This is a genomic window from Rhodococcus sp. T9N (assembly GCF_024436645.1).
In the GTDB taxonomy this organism is placed as follows: domain Bacteria; phylum Actinomycetota; class Actinomycetes; order Mycobacteriales; family Mycobacteriaceae; genus Rhodococcus_F; species Rhodococcus_F qingshengii.
Genome location: NZ_JAMSKS010000003.1, coordinates 158,868 through 177,763, shown reverse-complemented (window position 1 = coordinate 177,763; position 18,896 = coordinate 158,868). Strand labels below are relative to the sequence as shown.

Here is an 18,896-nt window from a genome sequence, read left to right as displayed (position 1 = left end):
GCCAACTGGGATGTAGCGAGCCAGCGAACAGTCTGTTACCGTTCAGCTAACTACCCCTTCTGGTCAAACCGGATCGAAGGGGTTCGGGCAATGACCCACGGGGGGGTTGACGTGAAGGGGCCATGTTCCGCATGAAACACGATTCACACACGACAACCTCTTGGTGGTCGATCGGCGAATGGCGCCTGGGATGGAAGGTCATCGCCGTTCTCGCATTGCCGATGATCGTCGCCGTCGTCCTCGGAGCCCTTCGCGTTCAGACGGAACTCGAAGAAGCCGCACAGCTGAGTTCCTCGTCCGAGCGCGCCCTCGCTGTGCCCGCCGCGATCAATCTCGAATCCGCGCTGTACGAGCTCGCCGAAGCCGCATCGGCACGCACTGACACCGGCCCCGCCACACAAGCGGTTTCGGACGCAATGGATCAACTGGTCGACGCCGCGCGCGCGTTCCAGTCCGACGACGACCTCAACGACCAAGTGACTTCGGCGCTCGCAGAGAGCCGTTCCATCATGGAAGAGGTCGCCGCCGGCGCGGTGGCTCCCGCACGCTTGGTTTCGCGGGTCGGCGAAGTCTCTCGCGCACTCTCGAGCACCTTCACCAGCGTCGTCGAGCATTCTCAGCGTCCGGCGCTGCGCGAAGAGGGTGGCCGACTCTCAGCACTCTGGGATGCGCGACGAGCACTGGCCGAACAACGAATCCTCTTCGGCTCAGGTGATCCGGACCAGCAGGCTCGTACCTCGATGGTCAGTGCCGCCGGTGCCGAACTGGTCGCTCTGAACAACATTCTCGCCATCGACGGGAGCAACGACACCGTCCGGACCCTCAGCAACTCCGCTCAGAACCGGATCAACGCACTCGGATCAACCCCGTCGACCTCTCCTCTGGGGAGCCGCGTCGGTACCGATCTGAAATCCGGAAACGACCAGTACAACAGCCTGACCGACACCACCGTCACCGAGTTCGGCGATACCGTCACCGCTGAATCCAATGCAGCACGAACCGCAGCACTTCGTGACACTGCAATCGTGCTCGGCGCGGTCCTGCTGGCACTGGCCATCGCCCTCGTCATCAGCCGATCGCTCATCGATCCGATCCGTCGGCTGCGATTTGCCGCATTGCAAGCAGCACGACGCGGACTCCCCGACGCGATCGAACGAATTCGCGCAGGTGCCAGTATCGACGACGTCGACTTCGCCCGTGTACCGATCCGCACCCACGAGGAAATCGGCGAGCTTGCACGCGCGGTGGACGACATGCACGGTCAGGCCATCACGCTGGCCGGCGAGCAGGCCACCCTGCGGCGCCAGGTCAACGACATGTTCGAAACGCTGTCGAGGCGTAACAAGTCCCTCGTCGACCAGCAACTCGGTTTGATCGAACAGTTGGAGCAGGACGAAGACGACCCTCGTCGCCTCGAGAATCTGTTCCGGCTCGACCACATCGCCGCGAGAATGCGTAGAAACGGCGACAACTTGTTGGTTCTCGCCGGAACCGATGTACGCCGCGCCAGAACCGCCCCCGTCGCTCTCGGCGATATCCTTCGTGCGGCGGTATCAGGCGTCGAGGAATATCGACGCGTCGAACTCGGGCAGATACCGCCCGGAGTCGTCACCGGTCATGCTGCCCCGGACGTCGTTCACCTCATCGCTGAACTGCTCGACAATTCTCTGCGGTACTCCCCGCCGGAGACCACCGTCTCCATCAACGCTGCCCGCACCATCGACGGCTCCATGATCGTCGAGATCGCAGATCTCGGTATCGGCATGTCGCCTGCCGATATCCTCGATGCCAACGAGCGCCTCGCCGCCGGCGGCGAGATGAGCGCGGATACAGCGCGTCGCATGGGTTTGTTCGTCGTGAGCCGAATCAGTCGTCGCTACAACATCTCTGTGCGCCTGCGCCCGACGGCAACGTCGTCGACGCACAGCGGCATCACCGCAACGGTGCTCCTACCGACGTCGATACTCGATTCTTCTCGGGGACCCGAGATCCGCACGCCGCGAACCGGACCCGTGCCCACGCTCGATCGGACTCCGCCGCCCGCACCGTCTGAACCGTCCTGGTCACAGCCCGTCCCGACCGAATTGGCACCCCCGCAGCCTGCGACCAGAAGTTTCGCAGATCTCCCGCGTCGAACGCCCAGCAACAGCACCGACCGGACTGAGACGTTCGCCCCGATCACACCGCAATCCATTCCCACGACAACAGCGCCTTCGGGGTTGCCACGTCGCACTCCGGGCACAAGTGGAGTACCGGCGGTCAGTACCTCGACTCCGACCACTGCTGCACCCGCCACCTCCGTGTCGTCCTTCGCTCCTCTGCCCGATCCCGAAGGCACAAGCGCATCGACGTCCCTTCCCGTGCGTACTCCTTCGCCGGAATTCACCTCGCCGGCACAGGGTCCCGAGATCCCGGTGGGTCCACACCCGTCGACAACCCCGCCGCCACGGCACCGGCTCTCAGCCCCGACGCCGACAAATACTGCGGCGTTCTTCTCCTCGCGCACCCGTGACGGGCTCTCTGCTCGCGCATCGGCGCGCGCTGACGGCGCGGGAGAGGGCAACTCGAACGGCGTACTCGCTGCCCCGACCACGATGCCGATTTTCGCCCGGATGGTGTCCGAGTGGCTCGTGGACCCGACGGCGGAGACTTCAGCTGCTTCCACCGGCAGTGCGTGGACCACCGACGCGGATCAAGGCTGGCTGGCCGCTCGGACCTCGTTCGAGATGCCGGTCACCAAGATCGCCGATTCCGGACTTCCCATTCGAGACCGCGGAGCCCGCCTGGTTCCCGGCGCAGTCGGGAGAGGCGGAACGACACAGCGCCATGCATCCAATCCGGCGGACGTCCAACGTGGTTGGAGCAGTTACCAATCCGGAGTACAACGAGGGCGTCGGCGCGCCGCCGACCATCAGCCCGATGGCGGACAGTCTTTCGAATCGTCCACGATGTTGCACAACGATGAAGGAGAACAGTGAACACTGTCGGAGCCCAAGAGACTCCCCGCGCACTCGACTGGCTGGTATCGGCTTTTGCCCGAGACGTGCCGGGTGTGAGTCACGCGATCATCGTCTCAGCCGACGGGTTGTTGACGGCCTCGAGCACACATCTTCCGCTCGATCGGGCCGATCAATTAGCCGCTGTCACTTCCGGACTCGCCAGCCTGTCCGCGGGGGCGTCACGCCTCTTCGACGGTGGAGCCGTCATGCAGTCCGTCGTCGAGATGGAGAACGGCTACCTGCTTCTCATGGGCGTCGGTAGTGGCGCTTACCTTGCTGCTCTCGCTGTCGCCGGATGCGACATCGGCCAGATCGGTTACGAAATGGCGACTCTCGTCGATCGCGTCGGCACCACCATGGACATTACCCCGAGAACATCGCAGGGTATTTGAGTTCGATGCCTCACCATCAATCCGAGTACGACGACGCCGAACCGAGCTTGGTCCGGCCGTACGCGCTCACCGAAGGTCGGACCCTGCCGTCCATCGACCTCCCACTCGAAGCGATCATCGCGACGATCGAAGACGCGGTCTCGAACAATCTTGCACCGCAGGATATTCGTGCATCGATCGTCGCACTCTGCGAGCAGCGGATCTCGGTTGCCGAGATCGCTGCCCACCTGGGTGTTCCGATCGGAGTCGTGCGGGTACTGGTCGCCGACCTCGTAGTAGCCGGATCACTGGAAATACATGCCACTCTGCGAAGCGACGCATCTCGAGTCGAGCGACGCGAACTGATCGAAAGGACCCTCAGTGGACTTCGGGCACTCTGACTCATCGTCTCGCGTGAAATCGACAAAAATCGTGATCGCCGGGGGTTTCGGTGTTGGCAAGACAACACTTGTGGGGACCGTCTCCGAAATCGTCCCCCTTCGCACGGAGGCCATGGTCACCGACGCCAGCGACGGTATCGACAATCTCGGATCCACTCCCGACAAGAGCACCACGACGGTCGCGATGGACTTCGGGCGCATCACTCTCGCCGACGACCTGGTCCTCTATCTGTTCGGAACCCCGGGACAGCGCCGCTTCTGGTTCATGTGGGACGACCTGATCACCGGTGCGATCGGTGCGGTCATTCTGGTCGACACGCGTCGCCTGGAAGACAGCTTCGCCGCAGTCGACTTCTTCGAGGCGCGAGGCCTCCCGTTCATCGTGGCGGTCAACCGTTTCGACGGCGCGCCAATCCATTCGGCGAGCGATCTCCGCCAGGCGTTGGCTCTACCCAACCGGGTTCCCATGATCGAGATCGACGCCCGAAACCGCGAATCGGCCAAACGCGCGCTGATCGCCGTCACCGAATACTCCCTCGAACGACTTGCAGCTGAAGCAGTCGTCTAGATGAATCACCAGATGCGAATCGTCGCCGAAAGGAACTGGCATGTCGGATGAAATGCACCATTTCTCGATGGGAATCTGGCTGCTCGGACTCGCCTACGTCGTGTCCGTGGTCGGGTCGGTAGTCGGCCTGGCGTGCACCAGGCATTCAGCGTCGGCGACGACAACCGCCACACGCATGCGATGGCTCGCCATGGCTGCCTTGTCGATCGGTGGCGTCGCCATCTGGCTCATGCATTTCATCGCCATGCTCGGATTCGCAGTCCCCGGCAGTCCCATTCGATACAACCTCGGATGGACCGTGATCTCCGCGATCATCTCAGTAGGGGCCGTGTTTGTCGGCCTGCTGATCATCGGGACCGAATTTCGCTGGACGCGGCTTCTGATCGGGGGCGTGGTAACCGGTCTCGCCGTGAACATCATGCATTACACGGGTATGCGCGCCTTGCGCTTTCAGGGCGAGATCCACTACGACCTGCTCTTCGTTGCACTGTCGGTTCTCATCGCAGTCGTCGCCGGAACCGCTGCACTGTGGTTCACCATGGTGCTCGAGTCCACGATTCTGCGTTTTGTCGCCGGAATCATCATGGGCATCGCCGTCGTCGGTATGCACTACACCGGAATGGCCGCTGTCGAGGTTGTTCACGACGCGGCAGCCCCGGCGCCACAGGGACTCGAAGTGTTCTCGTTCCTCTTCCCTGTCTTCGTTCTCGGCCTGCTGGCGTTGGCAGTTCCGATTGTCGCAGTGCTGACAGCACCCAACCGTGCGACGGCACGAATGGAATCCGCCGCCGACGATCTGGCGTTCGAAGCACGAGAGTTCGCGATCTCGAACTGAGCAGAGTACGGGGCGAGTTCACGTAAATCGACAACGCCCCGTACATTTCGGGGATGGTGGATGCCGGACACAACCCCCAGCCATCGACTCGCGCAACGCTGGTCGTGATCGGTGGTTTGCCGGCCACCGGCAAGTCGACGATCGCGCGGGCGCTTGCGCAGCGTCACCAAATCCCCTTCGTGCGGATCGATACCATCGAACAGGCGCTGATCCGCAGCGGTATAGCTGACGCGTCCGGGACCGCTGGATACATCACCGGGTACGCGCTCGCCGCCGAACAATTGCGACTGGGACTTTCGGTCGTGGTCGAATGCGTCAACCCCGTCGAGGCGACACGAAACGCCTGGTCCGCTACCGCACAACATAATTCGGCGCGCCTGCTCGGTGTCGAGGTCATCTGTTCGGATCCCGACGAGCATCGCAGACGCGCTGAACGGCGAGTCGTCGACATCCCGGATCTCGTACTACCGACGTGGCAGGAAATTCTGGATCGAGACTACGAGCCGTGGACTACGGAACGGCTGGTGCTCGACACCGCAATCATGGACTCCGACAGTGCAGTACGACGCATCACAGCCAAGATGCTGTAGCGTGCGAGCTGCTCACAAGGTGAGAACGAAGAATGCGCTGTTCGGGTCTTCGCGGTAGTTCCCGAACGGTGGACAAGGCACGAACCCGAATTTCGCGTACAACCGGCGAGCTGGATCGAAGAACTCTTGCGTACCGGTCTCCAATTCGAGTTGCCGGTAACCTCGTTGTCTCGACTCGTCCACGACGTGTTGAAGAAGTCGCGTTCCCACGCCACGCCCCCTTGCTGCCGATGACGTTCGCATCGACTTGATCTCGCCGCCCGCCGACGACCGTTCCTTGAGTGCGACGCAACCGAGTAACTCGTCACCTTCGCTCCACAGCGTCCACATGGTCACAGAGCTATCCATCAGCCCCGTGACGTCCAGCGCGTGAACGCTGTCCGCGGGCGAGGTCGCGTGCATGTCGGCGAGATGTTCGGTGAGTAGAGCACGGACCGCATCCCGACTCAGGTCGTCAATTTCGATTCGCACAGATCCTCACTGTCCTCTTCGCTTCCGGCAGTACCGAATGAAAGTATGACTGTCCTTCACTTCGCCGAAGGCCTGGCCCGAACGTGGATGCGTTCTCCTTGGGGGCCGAACAGACTCAGTACCTCGACCGGGCCGCGCCCGTCACTGCCGAACCAATGCGGGTTTCGGGTGTCGAATTCAGCAGCTTCACCCGTACCCATCACGATGTCGTGATCGGCCAACACCAACCGCAACCTCCCCGACAACACGTACAGCCATTCGTAGCCGTCGTGCACTTGGGGATCCGGTTCCGTCTGGCTTGCCGGGATGGTCATCTTGAATGCCTGCAACCCACCCGGTTGCCGAGTCAGCGGCAATACCGTTCGCCCACTGACGCTTCGAGGCGCACTCTGGATGCGTGGATCGGCGACCTGCGGTGCCGCCACCAGTTGGTCCAACGGCACTTGGTGGGCAAGCGCGATCGGAAGCAGCAACTCCAAGCTCGGGCGACGCTCCCCCGCTTCGAGCCTCGACAGGGTGCTCTTCGAAATACCGGTGGACTCGGACAGCGCTGTGAGTGTGACGTTCCTCTGTGTACGAATGCGTTTGAGGCGCGCGCCGATCTGCGAGATGGCGGCATCGATGTGCGGACCGTTGACATTCATGGTGCCGAGTCTGACGGCGATTCCCATAAATGGCAACATTAGTTGCTGAAGAACCCCCTCCGCGAGCAATCTGTGCTCATGCGAACACACACTGAAACTGAGATCCTCGACGCCGTGATCGTCGGCGGTGGCGCCGCCGGACTCAGCGCAGCCCTGGTGTTGGGTCGTGCTCGGCGCTCGGTCGCCGTCATCGATTCCGGCAAACCGCGCAACGCACCGGCAGCACACATGCACGGCTTCCTCTCGCGCGACGGCATGGCGCCACGTGAGTTGCTCGCCGTCGGACGCAGCGAATTGCAGACGTACGGAGTGGAATTGACACAAGATGACGTAGTCGACATCTCCTGGCGCGGTATCGAACCCGGCTTTGTCGTCGAACTTTCAGGAGGCACGACGCTCGAAACTCGTACTGTGCTGGTTGCCACCGGTCTACGGGATTCACTCCCGGAAATACCAGGCATCCAGGAGCTTTGGGGACAAAGCGTGCTCCATTGCCCGTACTGCCATGCGTACGAGATCAGCGACCAACCGATCGGCATTCTCGGCGCAGACGCTCGGGAGATGTCACTTCACCAGGCGCTTCTACTCCGACAGTGGTCGTCGGATGTGACGTTCTTCCCCCACAAGATCTCGCTCACCCCCGACGAACGCGCGCGACTGGCTGCGCGTGGGGTGACGGTTGCCGACGGATCGGTATCTGGATTGATCGGTGAGAGAGGCGAACTGAGGGCCGTCGAACTCGACAACGGCCAGTTGGTCCCTCGCTCAGCATTGTTCGTTGCGCCACGTTTCGTTCCGAACGACGCACATCTGACGCGACTCGGCTGCAAAACCAGCCCCACGGGATTCGTGGCTGTCGATCGTTCCGGCGCCACCAGCGTTCCGGGCGTCTGGGGCGCCGGCAACGTCGTCGACCCTCGCGCTCAGGTAATCAATGCTGCGGCTGCAGGTTCGACCGCGGCAATCGCGATCAACGGATATCTGGTCGAGCAAGATGTCGAATCGGCTCTTCGTTCGACCGAGCCGGAAGGGGGCTTCTCGGCGACCGTGGAGCAACGCGTCTGTGAGATGAACGGCGGCAGCACCCTCCACGGCATGTGACCGAGGTGTCTACGTCGCGGGGCCGCCGTGCAACTTCTCGTAGGCGGCCTTCTCGGCGTCGTGGCGCGAGATCTTCTTCGGGTTCTCGAGGTCGGAAGGCAAACCGTGACGCTCGAGGCGGCGCGACCTGTTCTGAGCCATGTAGGAGACCGAATAGAACAGTGCCAGAAGCACTCCGAGCAGCACCATCGATGCCCGCAGGGCCCACGGTCCGGGGAAGAGCATGAAGGCCGCGAACACTGGAATGAACGGCACCATGCTTCGGATCAGGTGACGCGGCACGGCCCAGTCACCGATCAGGTCGTTTCGTACCCAGTCCTGCATCGAATCGGGCAGTTTGCGCCCCACTGAATAACCCAACCACTGAAGAGGATTCGGGCTCGTACGTTGCTTTTTGGAAGTCACGGAAGTCACCTGTTCGGTACGCATCGACGGTACTGACGCAGTCATCACGTTTCTTTCGGATGCAGTCATCACATTTCTCTCATTGGTCCAAGGCTCCGGCGCGGAGCGCGGCCTCGTTGACCCGCGTCAGAACATTGTGGAGTTCTTCGAGTTCGGCGAGGCTGACGCCGAGCTTCGCGACAACCGCCGGCGGGATCTTCTCCGCCTCCGCGCGCAGTGCCACACCGGCTTCGGTGAGGTCCACGTCCAGTTGCCGTTCGTCGGCGCGGCTACGGGTTCGCGTGATCAGCCCGGACGCCTCGAGTCGCTTGAGGAGCGGCGACAGCGTCGGCGAATCGAGTTGCAGTGCCTGCCCGATTTCCTTGACCGCCATCGGCGACTTTCCCCACAGTGCCAGCATCACCAGGTACTGGGGATGCGTGAGGCCCATCGGCTCGAGCAGTGGCCGGTAGACGGACAGCACCGCCCGGTTCGCGACCGCAAGTGCAAAGCACACCTGCCGGTCGAGAGCCAGCGGATCATCCATCTGCGTCTGCGGAGCCTTCGTCGTCATGAATCCGATGTTATCAGATTAATTAGTGCAGCAACTATTATTGCACTAATCAATCTGGCGACGATCGTCACTCTTCTCCAACGTCGACGTGGGTTGCCCGGTGAGACCCACGTGCGCTTCCGCCCTCATTCGCTCCACCATGTGCGGGTAGTGCAGCTCGAACGCCGGGCGCTCACTGCGGATGCGCGGCAACTCGGTGAAGTTGTGACGCGGCGGCGGGCAGGTGGTTGCCCACTCCAGCGAGTTTCCGTAACCCCACGGATCGTCGACGGTGACAACTTCGCCGTAGCGGTAGCTCTTGAAAACGTTCCAGATGAACGGAAGCGTCGAGGCACCGAGCACGAAGGCAAAGATCGTGGACACCGAGTTCAGCACCGTGAACCCGTCCGAGGGCAGGTAGTCGGCATAGCGACGCGGCATCCCCTCGCCGCCGAGCCAGTGCTGAACGAGGAACGTGCCGTGGAAACCGACGAACGTGGTCCAGAAGTGCCACTTGCCGAGACGCTCGTCCATCATGCGACCGGTCATCTTCGGGAACCAGAAGTAGATACCGGCGTACGTGGCGAACACGACCGTACCGAAGACCACGTAATGGAAGTGGGCGACGACAAAATACGTGTCGGTGACATGGAAGTCGATCGGCGGGCTCGCGAGAATGACACCCGACAGACCACCGAAGAGGAAGGTGATCAGGAAGCCGACCGAGAACAGCATCGGCGACTCGAAGGTCAACTGCCCCTTCCACATCGTGCCGATCCAGTTGAAGATCTTCACACCTGTCGGCACGGCGATCAGGAACGTCATGAACGAGAAGTACGGCAGGAGAACAGCACCCGTCGCGTACATGTGGTGAGCCCACACCGCGATCGACAGAGCTGAAATCGCCAGTGTCGCATAGACCAATCCGGTGTACCCGAAGATCGGCTTACGGCTGAAGACCGGGAAGATCTCCGAGACGATGCCGAAGAACGGCAGCGCGATGATGTACACCTCGGGGTGACCGAAGAACCAGAACAGGTGCTGCCACAACAGAACTCCACCCGACGCCGGGTCGAAGATGTGTCCACCGAGGTGACGGTCGACGAACAGACCCATGAACGCAGCGGTCAGCAGCGGGAACGCCATCAAGATCAGAATGCTGGTGATGAAGATGTTCCACGTGAAGATGGACATCCGAAACATCGTCATACCTGGTGCGCGCAGGCAGATCACGGTGGTGATCATGTTGACCGCACCGAGAATGGTGCCGAGGCCACCGACCGTCAGACCGAAGACCCACAGGTCGGCGCCGACGCCGGGACTGTGCACCGCACCCGACAACGGGGTGTACGCGGTCCAACCGAAGTCGGCAGCGCCGCCCGGCGTGAGGAATCCGCCGAGAACGATGAGACCACCAAAAGTGAAGAGCCAGAACCCGAATGCGTTCAGACGCGGGAACGCCACGTCCGGGGCACCGATCTGCAGCGGAAGTATGTAGTTCGCGAAGCCGAAAACGACGGGCGTCGCATACAGCAGCAACATGATCGTGCCGTGCATGGTGAACAACTGGTTGAACTGCTCGTTCGAGAGGAACTGCATCCCGGGGACAGCCAGTTCCGCACGCATGAACAGGGCCATCAGGCCGCCGATCAGGAAGAACACGAAAGCCGTGATCATGTACATGATCCCGATCTTCTTGTGATCGGTGGTCTTGATCATGTCGAACATCCACGACCCCTTGGGATCACGGCGCTTCGGGTACGGCCGCTCCGGAATCGGCTCCAACTCTCCGGTCCGCTCGTCCGGCACCGTTGTCGTCATGCTCGCGCGTCCTCTTTCGTGCTCGATACCGCCTCAAGAACTTTCCGCACGACCATATCGCATGTTAATAGTTAATGCACAAACTAAGTGTGGCCGACGTGAGCATCTATCGAAAACCGAACGTACGCAACCTTTTGCAGATTTCGGTGAGATAAAGTCAGGCGGCGGAATAGGTCGAGGGTCCGCCGCGTTGAACAAACCCGTGACTCTTCCCGACACATCGACAGCACCCGAGGCCTCCGCGTTGCGCGGCCTCTTCGAGCCTTTCGAGGTCAAATCACTCTCGTTGCGTAACCGTTTCGCCATGGCCCCGATGACGCGCGCCTTCTCGCCGGACGGAATCCCCGGCGCCGACGTAGCCGAGTACTACCGTCGTCGCGCAGCAGGTGGTGTCGGCTTGATCATCACCGAAGGCACGTACATCCCGGACCCGGCAGCCGGCCCGCACACCCGCGTACCGCGCATCTACGGCGATTCGAGCCTGGGTGGCTGGAAGTCGGTTGTCGACGCCGTCCACGCCGAAGGCGGATCGATCATTCCTCAGCTGTGGCACCTCGGAGTCGAACGCGGCGAGAACTCGCGCCTGAACCCCGAGGTCGAAACCGTCAGCCCCTCCGGCCTGGCACTGGACGGCACCCGCCTGGGACGAGAATTCACCACCTCTGACCTCGACAACTTGAAGCAGTCGTGGGTCGACGCCGCACTCAACGCGAAGAACACCGGGTTCGACGGTCTCGAGTTGCACGGAGCACATGGCTACCTGCTCGACGAATTTCTCTGGGCGGGAACCAATGTCCGAACCGACGGCTACGGCGGATCACTCGAGGCCCGCACCCGTTTCCCGGCCGAGGTCGTCGCCGCAATCCGAGAGGCCGTCGGGGACGAGTTCGCGATCGTCTACCGATTCTCGCAGTGGAAGTCCGGCCATTACGACGCTCGTATCGCCCAGAGCCCGGCAGAACTCGGCCGCATCCTCACTCCCCTGGTCGACGCCGGCGTCGACGTTCTGCATCCGTCCACGAGGCGTCATTGGGAACCGGCATTCGCTGAACTCGACGGTGAAGACGGCACACTCGGCCTCGCCGGTTGGACGAAGAAGCTGACCGGGTTGCCGACCATCACCGTCGGTTCGGTCGGACTCGATTCCGTGTTCACGACGGCATTCACCGGCGAAGCTGCATCTGCTGTCACCGGACTGGAGCGTCTCGAAGCTCAGTACGAGAGGGGTGAATTCGACATGGTTGCCATCGGGCGCGCGCTGCTCGCCGATCCCGAGTGGGTCGAGAAGCTCCGCACCGGACGCGCGGACGAGCACATCGCATTCACCGCAGAACATCGCACACACCTGAACTGACCTCGCACGACAAAACGGCACTCCCGCAATTGTGGGAGTGCCGTTTGTGGGTCTGCCGGAAGTACTAGCTGCCGAGCGTGACCGGGTCGGGGCCGATGCGGCCGGCCGGGTCGTCGAGAGCACCGATCGCGTTGATCTGTTCCGGTGTCAGTTCGAATCCGAAGACATCGAAGTTGGCGGCGATACGTTCGGGGGTCACCGACTTCGGAATCACCACGTTTCCGATCTGCAGGTGCCAGCGAATGATCACCTGAGCCGCGGTGACGCCATGAGCGTCGGCGATAGCGGTGATCACGGGGTCGCCGAGAACGGTTCCCTGTCCGAGCGGGCTCCACGCTTCCGTCGCGATTCCCTTGCCGGTGTGGAAGGCGCGCAGTTCGGCTTGGTTGAATTTGGGATGGAGCTCGATCTGATTGAGAACCGGCACCTCACCGGTTTCGCCGATGACACGCTCGAGGTTCTCGATGGTGAAATTGGAGACGCCGATGGATCGAACCCGTCCGTCGGCCTTGAGCTTCTGGAATGCCTTGAACGTCTCGACGTACAGGTCCTTGGACGGAACCGGCCAGTGGATCAGGTACAGGTCGAGGTACTCGAGACCCAACTTGTCGAGGCTCGCGTCGAATGCCGCAAGCGTCGAGTCGTAGCCTTGGTCGTCGTTCCACAGTTTTGTCGTGATGTAGAGGTCTTCGCGGGCGATGCCGGATTCGGCGATCGCGCGGCCGACGCCCACCTCGTTGCCGTAGATCTTGGCGGTGTCGATACTGCGGTAGCCGGTCTTCAGGGCTGTGGAGACGGCTTCCTGCGTCTCGTCGTCCGGAACCTGGAACACACCGAATCCGAGTGCGGGGATCGTCTTACCGTCGTTCAGAACAATGGTCGGTACAGAGGTCACATCGTTGGTCTCGGTCATATATGGATCCAACGCGCGAGGGCCGGGAGGCATTCCCCGCCGAACCTCCGGGCAGTGCCCTTGTACCGCCCGAAATGCCGGTCTACCTTGGAAGACAAGTATTGGAATCGCCTCGAGAAAAGAGAGAGCGATGAATCTTTCATATCGTCTCGCCTACAAGGTCGGTGTCACTCCGTGGGAGCACACCGGGCACGGGTTCGACGCTCAACTGTCCGGCCTTCTGGATGCGATTCCCGTCCCGGAAGGTGGCCGTGCACTCGATATCGGTTGCGGCACCGGACGCCATTCCATCGAGCTGGCGCAACGCGGGTGGCACGTCACCGGCGTCGACGCCGAACAGGAACCGCTGGACAAAGCGCGCATACACGCGCGTGAAGCACACGTCGACGTCCGGTTCCTCCACGAGGACGCGGCAGACCTGCACATTGCTGTCGACGGCGGGCACCTGCTGGTGCTCGACATCGGCTGTTTTCACGGGCTCACCGATCATCAACGGCGGGACTACGGGAGATCCGTAAATGCGATCACCGCACCGGGAGCGTCCATGGTGATGTTCGCATTCGGACCGGGGCACCGTTGGCCGATGCCACACGGCGTCTCGGAGGAGGACGTCATGCGTGCATTCGACGGTTGGTCGATGGCCTCGAGCATGGCCGCCGACGTGAGTGAATCGCCACTTCCGGTCCGTGCGGCACATCCGTGCTGGTATCACCTGGTCCGTGGCTGACTGCTGTGCGCCTTTATTAAACCCCCGCGGTTAATAAAGGCGCACAGCACCGGGGATACTTCTCAGGTGACTGCAACACTGCGCATCAGCGGCCTCTCTGCTTCCCGGGGAGAACGCACCCTGTTCTCCGACCTCGACCTCACCGTTGCCCCCGGCGACGTCATCGGCCTCGTCGGCGCGAACGGCGCCGGCAAGTCGACGCTTCTCACCGCACTGGCCGGAATCGGAACCGCCGACGTCGAAGGTTCGATCATCCTCAGCCCGCCGGATGCTGCGGTCGGTTACCTCGCGCAGGAACCCGATCGCATCGAGGGTGAGACCGTCCTCGAGTTCCTCGGCCGCCGCACCGGCGTCGCCCACGCCGAGGAAGTCATGAACGCCGCAGCCGAAACCCTGGCCGAAGCCGAAGAGGATCTGTACTCCCCGGCACTGGAACGCTGGCTCGCTCTCGGCGGCGCCGACCTGCTCGAGCGCGCCGAGAAGGTGGTCGAAGAACTCGGTCTCGGAGTTCCACTCGATGCACATATGACGGCATTGTCCGGCGGTCAGGCCGCGCGCGCCGGCCTCGCGTCACTGTTGCTTTCGCGCTACGACATTCTCTTGTTGGACGAGCCCACCAACGATCTCGACCTACGCGGTCTCGAGCAGTTGGAGCGATTTGTCGCCGAGACGCGCGCAGCACTGGTTGTCGTGAGCCACGATCGCGAGTTCCTCTCGCGCACCGTCACCGGAATCGTGGAACTCGATCTGGCACAACAGGACATCGCCGTGTACGACGGCGGCTACGAGTCGTACCTCGCCGAACGCGAGATCGCCCGCCAGCACGCACGCGAGGCGTTCGAGGAATACGCAGGCACCCGCTCCGATCTCGAAGATCGCGCACAGATGCAGCGCAACTGGATGGAACACGGCGTCCGCAACGCGCGTCGTAAAGCCAAGGACAACGACAAGATCGGACGCGGATTGCGGACCGAGTCGACGGAGAAGCAAGCCGCGAAGGCCCGCCAGACTCAACGCCGCATCGAGCGACTCGAAGTCGTCGAGGAACCGCGCAAGGAGTGGGAACTTCGCATGGAGATCGCGGCGGCGCCGCGGTCCGGTTCCGTTGTCGCAACCACGAACGGCGCCAAGGTAACTCGCGGTCAGTTCACGTTCGGTCCGGTCACGACGCAGATCGACTGGGGCGATCGGATTCTCGTCACGGGCGCGAACGGGGCAGGCAAGACCACCCTCCTGAACGTCCTGCTCGGCAAACTCGTCCCGGACGAGGGCATCGCGTCGCTGGGTTCCGGTGTCGCGATCGGTGAGATCGATCAGGCGCGTGGATTGTTCGAAGGTGATCAACCAGTCGTGGAGGCCTTCGGTGCGCAGGTTCCGGACTGGCCCGATGCCGATGTCCGCACTCTCCTCGCCAAGTTCGGCCTGCGCGGACACCACGTACTCAGATCTGCCGCTTCCCTGTCCCCCGGCGAGAGAACAAGGGCTGCACTTGCTTTGCTCCAGGCTCGCGGCGTGAACCTACTGGTACTGGACGAGCCGACGAACCATCTCGACCTTCCGGCGATCGAACAGCTCGAGCAGGCAATGGAGTCGTTCGAGGGAACCCTCCTTCTGGTCACTCACGATCGACGCATGCTGCAGTCCACCCGAAGCACGCGCCGGTGGAGAATGGAGAACGGACAGCTCTTCGAGGAGTAGCCGATCGACTCTGCTTGCGCAGACAACCCGCGTGTGCAACTATTTATCAGGCGCACGCAATAGTTGCATGCGCGGCATAGGTGGCCCGCGGATGACATGATCCCCCGTCGAGCTGCCACATCCCAGTCCCGAAAGGCACTCTTCAATGTTGTCGATCCCCGACCGCACACTGACTCACGGAACCACCGGCGAGCCGATCACCATCCCGCAACTCGGGTACGGCGTTTTCCAGGTACCGGACGCACAGACCGAAGAGGTCACTGCCGCAGCTCTCGAGATCGGCTACCGCCACATCGACACGGCCGCGATCTACGGAAATGAAGCCGGGGTCGGCCGCGCCATCGCAGGTTCGGATATCCCTAGGTCAGAGCTGTTCGTCACCACCAAGCTGTGGAATGACGATCAGGGCCACGACCGAACACTCGCCGCTTTCGACACCAGCCTCGACAAGCTCGGACTCGACTACGTCGACCTCTATCTGATTCACTGGCCCGCGCCGGCAAAGGGCCTGTTCGTCGAGACCTGGGCGGCATTCGAGCAAATTCTCGCCTCCGGCCGCACCCGTGCGATCGGCGTGTCCAACTTCCTGCCCGAGCACCTCGAACTGCTGGCCCAGCACAGCGCGACCACCCCGGCCGTCAACCAGATCGAATTGCACCCCAGACTGCAACAGCACACTTCTCGGGAGTACGCCCAGAGTCGCAGCATCGAAATCGAGGCTTGGAGCCCATTGGGACAAGGAACCATCCTCGACGACCCGGCCATCGGGAAAATTGCTGCAGCACACGGCAAGAGCCCGGCACAGATAATTCTGCGCTGGCATCTCGAACAGGGTCACACCGTTCTGTCGAAGTCGGTCACGCCTGCACGCATGCGCGACAACGCCGCAATCTTCGACTTCGCACTCGATGCCGACGAGTCAGCGGCCATCGCAGCGCTGAACACCGACAGCCGTGTCGGGCCTGATCCAGTCGAATTGAACTGAATCGAAACGGCTTCAAGAATTTTCGTGGGGAGTCAACGTCAGCAGCACAGAATCGACGGACTGCTCGGCCAGGAGCGCGTCCAGCGGTAAGTGACGGAACAACGCTCGGTAATAGATCGGCGACGCCAGCGCGTCCAGGACGAAGTCCAGGTCGAAGTCGCTCCGTATGTCGCCGCGTAGGCGCGCCGATTCCAGCACTGCCGCAGTGGAATCGCGTCGAGGCTGAAAGAATGCCGACTGGAAATCCCGCGCCAATTCCGGGTCCGCCGCCAGATCCGCGACCAACGCGGGCAGGATCCGCCCGACTACCGTTTCGCTCAGCCCCACAACCAATGTCGTGATGCCGGCGACCAGGTCTGCCCTGAGATCGCCGGTGTCCGGCGTTGGATCAGTGCCGATGTGCGCCACGACGACGTCCACCACCAGATGCCGCTTCGACGGCCATCTCCGGTAGATGGCGGGTCGATGCACGCCCGCTCTCGTCGCCACCGAACCGATCGACAGCTCCGCATATCCGTTCTTCCCCAACAACTCCAGGGTTGCCGCCAGAACGGCGTCGTCGATCCGCTCGTCGCGGGCGCGCACCATCTACAGCACCGGCCGCGGCATGAGCACCAGACGCCAGCCGTCGGGATCTTCGAAAGTCATCCCCGCATTCTCCTCCCAGTACGGATTCTCGGCGCCAACGGGTTCGTGCCCTGCTTCCCCCAACCTCTGAACTACCTCGTACATCGCCGACTCGCCGGCGAAGTAGAGCACCAACAGGTTGTCCTGCGTCGGCGCCGGGCACGGGCTTCCGTCTTCGTGGGTCGTGAATTCGAGGTGATAGTTCGAATCCGGCAGACCCAGCATGATTCCGTCGTACCCGGCATGACCGGAGAACCGGTAGAGCTCTGGCAATCCCAGACAGTCGCGATAGAACGCAATCACGTCGTCGAGCCTGTCGGTGGGTCGCGCTACGCGCACTTGCACTACTGCGAGGTCGTTCGGCCAAGTTGTCATTCCAAAACAGTACAGTACGTACCGTAATGTTTCGAGAAAATGGCTGCCAGCCTCCCGACGGCAGCTCGCTTCAACTACAAGCGATCATTCTCCGGAAACGCCGCCTTGGGCATGAACTTCGGCCTGGCGAACAGCACAGACAGTTTAGTGGGCTGCGACTCCACCGGGCGATCGGACCGGTACAGCAACGCCTGCTGCGGGGTACTCACCCATTCACTGGCGAAGATCTCACCGAGGCGCGAAACCGGCACGTGCGACCCGTCCTCGAGTCGAACGGTGACGTCCGCCCCGATGTCCGACTGGCCGTACACGACCCACCACGATTCGCCTTCCACATCCCCCGGAGTGTGCTGCCCGATACCGATGACTGCACCCTTCTCCATCGGATCGCGCCAGACCGCTTCGCGCCCTTGCGGTCCCACGCAGTAGCTACCATCCTCGCGCACCTGCACGACCAGGCCGGACTCTTCGAGCACCAACTGTTCGACCACTATGCCAAGCCCCTTCCGTTGCCCGAACCTTATCCGCCGGCACGCCCCAGAAGCGGAACAATCGCGGTTCGTGTTGACAAACTGTTGGGTTTTTACAACACTTTGATGCATGAGCCCAGTCCGGCGGGGAGACGCGCTCCCCATCTTCAATCGCATCGGAGTGCTTCGCGCCGAGCGGAAGATGAGCCGGGCACAGCTTGCGCAACTCGTCGACGTGAATCCGCAGACGGTGGGGGCACTCGAACGCGGTGACCACTACCCCAGCCTGGATCTTGCATTCCGAATCTGCTGGGTGTTCGACCTCCCGGTGGAGGCGGTGTTCTCCCGGACGGAGTTCGGGCCGCTGTCGACGGAGGTCTACCGGAATGCACCGTCGACGGAGGTCTACCGATCTGACCGCACTACCGAGGGGAGTGAAAAGCCAAGTGCCTGAATCAAATCTGATCGACCGCTACCAGGCCCACCGCACTCGGCGGTTCCTGCAGAACGAGGAGACGTTCCGACATTGGCTCCCGAATTGGCGAACCCGTCGACGTCGGCGCGTACTCGTCGTCGCCCTGGCGGTCCTGTTCACCACGATGGTTGCCGTCAGCACAGCATGTCTGTTCAATCCGCTCTTCGCCGTGGCATGGCCGGTCCTCACCCTGCTGTTCCTGCCGACGTGGTCCTCACTTCAAATCGTGTCGGGCCGGCAAGGGGATGCTCCGCGGCAGGCGTTGGACGAATGGGAGATCCAGCAACGCAACGACGCTCGCTCCGTCGGGCTCAGCGTGACCCAAACGTTGGTCTTCATTGTCGCCATTTTCCTCATTTTCACCTCGTCGGTGCAGTGGAATGTAGAGAGGCTGCCTTACACGGGAGGTTTATTGGCACTGACTGCAATGCTGATCGGCGCGTGCACGCCCGCGATGATTCTCTCGTGGACCAATCCAGACCCGGATCCGATTGATTCGGAAGAGTTCGATCTCTGACCCGTATTACCGAAGCG

Annotated in this window: 22 protein-coding genes; 13 read left to right on the top strand and 9 right to left on the bottom strand. The window is 62.1% G+C overall.

The annotated features are described in order from the left end of the window. Nucleotides 1–131: 131 nt before the first annotated feature. The 6 genes from M1L53_RS07265 to M1L53_RS07240 are packed head-to-tail and all read left to right on the top strand — an operon-like array spanning nt 132 to nt 5,764. Nucleotides 132–2,978 carry an ATP-binding protein gene (locus M1L53_RS07265; protein WP_232319116.1) on the top strand — a complete coding sequence of 949 codons (2,847 nt, stop codon included), beginning with the start codon at nt 132–134 and terminating at the stop codon, nt 2,976–2,978. After that, entirely contained in the window at nt 2,975–3,391 is a 417-nt protein-coding gene (locus tag M1L53_RS07260) for a roadblock/LC7 domain-containing protein (RefSeq protein ID WP_054188853.1), read from the top strand. Before M1L53_RS07265 ends, M1L53_RS07260 begins: the two co-directional genes overlap by 4 nt. Before the next feature lie 5 nt (nt 3,392–3,396). Continuing rightward, nucleotides 3,397–3,771 (top strand): DUF742 domain-containing protein, encoded by a 375-nt coding sequence (locus M1L53_RS07255; RefSeq protein ID WP_007727785.1) that lies wholly within the window; start codon nt 3,397–3,399, stop codon nt 3,769–3,771. Further along, entirely contained in the window at nt 3,752–4,339 is a 588-nt protein-coding gene (locus tag M1L53_RS07250) for an ATP/GTP-binding protein (RefSeq protein WP_003940118.1), read from the top strand. The genes M1L53_RS07255 and M1L53_RS07250 overlap by 20 nt, the downstream gene beginning before the upstream one ends. A 40-nt stretch (nt 4,340–4,379) precedes the next feature. Continuing rightward, nucleotides 4,380–5,174 (top strand): MHYT domain-containing protein, encoded by a 795-nt coding sequence (locus tag M1L53_RS07245; protein ID WP_003939865.1) that lies wholly within the window; start codon nt 4,380–4,382, stop codon nt 5,172–5,174. Between the two features lie 53 nt (nt 5,175–5,227). Next, the gene (locus tag M1L53_RS07240) at nt 5,228–5,764 is read left to right on the top strand and encodes an AAA family ATPase (protein ID WP_003940554.1); all 537 of its coding nucleotides are present in this window, start codon (nt 5,228–5,230) and stop codon (nt 5,762–5,764) included. Nucleotides 5,765–5,776: 12 nt separating this feature from the next. Here the strand turns inward: M1L53_RS07240 and M1L53_RS07235 are convergent, their stop codons facing one another. Next, a complete protein-coding gene (locus M1L53_RS07235; protein WP_042451126.1) occupies nt 5,777–6,235 on the bottom strand; it encodes a GNAT family N-acetyltransferase in 459 nt (152 codons plus the stop codon). 56 nt (nt 6,236–6,291) lie between these two features. After that, nucleotides 6,292–6,918 carry a helix-turn-helix domain-containing protein gene (locus M1L53_RS07230; protein WP_083471254.1) on the bottom strand — a complete coding sequence of 209 codons (627 nt, stop codon included), beginning with the start codon at nt 6,916–6,918 and terminating at the stop codon, nt 6,292–6,294. A gap of 33 nt (nt 6,919–6,951) precedes the next feature. Here M1L53_RS07230 and M1L53_RS07225 point away from each other — a divergent pair, with 33 nt between their 5' ends. After that, a complete protein-coding gene (locus M1L53_RS07225) occupies nt 6,952–7,980 on the top strand; it encodes an NAD(P)/FAD-dependent oxidoreductase (protein WP_083471255.1) in 1,029 nt (342 codons plus the stop codon). A 9-nt stretch (nt 7,981–7,989) separates the two neighbouring features. Here M1L53_RS07225 and M1L53_RS07220 read toward each other — a convergent pair whose 3' ends face one another. From M1L53_RS07220 to ctaD, 3 genes are read right to left on the bottom strand one after another with little or no spacing between them, the layout of a single operon-like run. Beyond that, the gene (locus M1L53_RS07220; protein ID WP_223304421.1) at nt 7,990–8,430 is read right to left on the bottom strand and encodes a DUF5313 family protein; all 441 of its coding nucleotides are present in this window, start codon (nt 8,428–8,430) and stop codon (nt 7,990–7,992) included. A 34-nt stretch (nt 8,431–8,464) separates the two neighbouring features. Next, nucleotides 8,465–8,938 carry a MarR family winged helix-turn-helix transcriptional regulator gene (locus M1L53_RS07215; protein WP_003939892.1) on the bottom strand — a complete coding sequence of 158 codons (474 nt, stop codon included), beginning with the start codon at nt 8,936–8,938 and terminating at the stop codon, nt 8,465–8,467. Nucleotides 8,939–8,983: 45 nt separating this feature from the next. Further along, nucleotides 8,984–10,738, bottom strand: a complete 1,755-nt coding sequence (gene ctaD / locus M1L53_RS07210; RefSeq protein WP_046379038.1) for a cytochrome c oxidase subunit I — start codon at nt 10,736–10,738, stop codon at nt 8,984–8,986. Between the two features lie 202 nt (nt 10,739–10,940). On the opposite strand from ctaD, the gene M1L53_RS07205 reads away from it, so the two are divergent. Continuing rightward, complete coding sequence (locus M1L53_RS07205; RefSeq protein ID WP_054188856.1) at nt 10,941–12,092, top strand: NADH:flavin oxidoreductase; 1,152 nt, start codon at nt 10,941–10,943, stop codon at nt 12,090–12,092. Nucleotides 12,093–12,156: 64 nt separating this feature from the next. Here M1L53_RS07205 and M1L53_RS07200 read toward each other — a convergent pair whose 3' ends face one another. Further along, the gene (locus M1L53_RS07200; RefSeq protein ID WP_037128502.1) at nt 12,157–13,005 is read right to left on the bottom strand and encodes an aldo/keto reductase; all 849 of its coding nucleotides are present in this window, start codon (nt 13,003–13,005) and stop codon (nt 12,157–12,159) included. A gap of 130 nt (nt 13,006–13,135) precedes the next feature. Here M1L53_RS07200 and M1L53_RS07195 point away from each other — a divergent pair, with 130 nt between their 5' ends. The 3 genes from M1L53_RS07195 to M1L53_RS07185 all read left to right on the top strand — a co-directional run bounded on the left by M1L53_RS07195 (nt 13,136) and on the right by M1L53_RS07185 (nt 16,415). Further along, nucleotides 13,136–13,732, top strand: a complete 597-nt coding sequence (locus M1L53_RS07195; protein WP_054188857.1) for a class I SAM-dependent methyltransferase — start codon at nt 13,136–13,138, stop codon at nt 13,730–13,732. 66 nt (nt 13,733–13,798) lie between these two features. Further along, the gene (locus M1L53_RS07190) at nt 13,799–15,430 is read left to right on the top strand and encodes an ABC-F family ATP-binding cassette domain-containing protein (protein WP_030535395.1); all 1,632 of its coding nucleotides are present in this window, start codon (nt 13,799–13,801) and stop codon (nt 15,428–15,430) included. A 145-nt stretch (nt 15,431–15,575) separates the two neighbouring features. Beyond that, a complete protein-coding gene (locus M1L53_RS07185) occupies nt 15,576–16,415 on the top strand; it encodes an aldo/keto reductase (protein ID WP_003940402.1) in 840 nt (279 codons plus the stop codon). Between the two features lie 12 nt (nt 16,416–16,427). Here M1L53_RS07185 and M1L53_RS07180 read toward each other — a convergent pair whose 3' ends face one another. The 3 genes from M1L53_RS07180 to M1L53_RS07170 form a co-directional block, all read right to left on the bottom strand. Further along, complete coding sequence (locus M1L53_RS07180; protein ID WP_003939856.1) at nt 16,428–17,003, bottom strand: TetR/AcrR family transcriptional regulator; 576 nt, start codon at nt 17,001–17,003, stop codon at nt 16,428–16,430. Next, on the bottom strand, nt 17,004–17,417 hold the full coding sequence (locus tag M1L53_RS07175; protein WP_021332241.1) for a VOC family protein: 414 nt from the start codon (nt 17,415–17,417) through the stop codon (nt 17,004–17,006). Nucleotides 17,418–17,491: 74 nt separating this feature from the next. Further along, complete coding sequence (locus M1L53_RS07170; RefSeq protein ID WP_003940252.1) at nt 17,492–17,908, bottom strand: hypothetical protein; 417 nt, start codon at nt 17,906–17,908, stop codon at nt 17,492–17,494. A gap of 109 nt (nt 17,909–18,017) precedes the next feature. Between M1L53_RS07170 and M1L53_RS07165 the strand changes: the two genes are divergently transcribed. Next, nucleotides 18,018–18,341, top strand: coding sequence for a helix-turn-helix transcriptional regulator (locus M1L53_RS07165; RefSeq protein WP_003940147.1), 324 nt, complete (start codon nt 18,018–18,020; stop codon nt 18,339–18,341). Then, nucleotides 18,334–18,879 (top strand): hypothetical protein, encoded by a 546-nt coding sequence (locus M1L53_RS07160; RefSeq protein WP_003939943.1) that lies wholly within the window; start codon nt 18,334–18,336, stop codon nt 18,877–18,879. The genes M1L53_RS07165 and M1L53_RS07160 overlap by 8 nt, the downstream gene beginning before the upstream one ends. Nucleotides 18,880–18,896 lie beyond the last annotated feature (17 nt).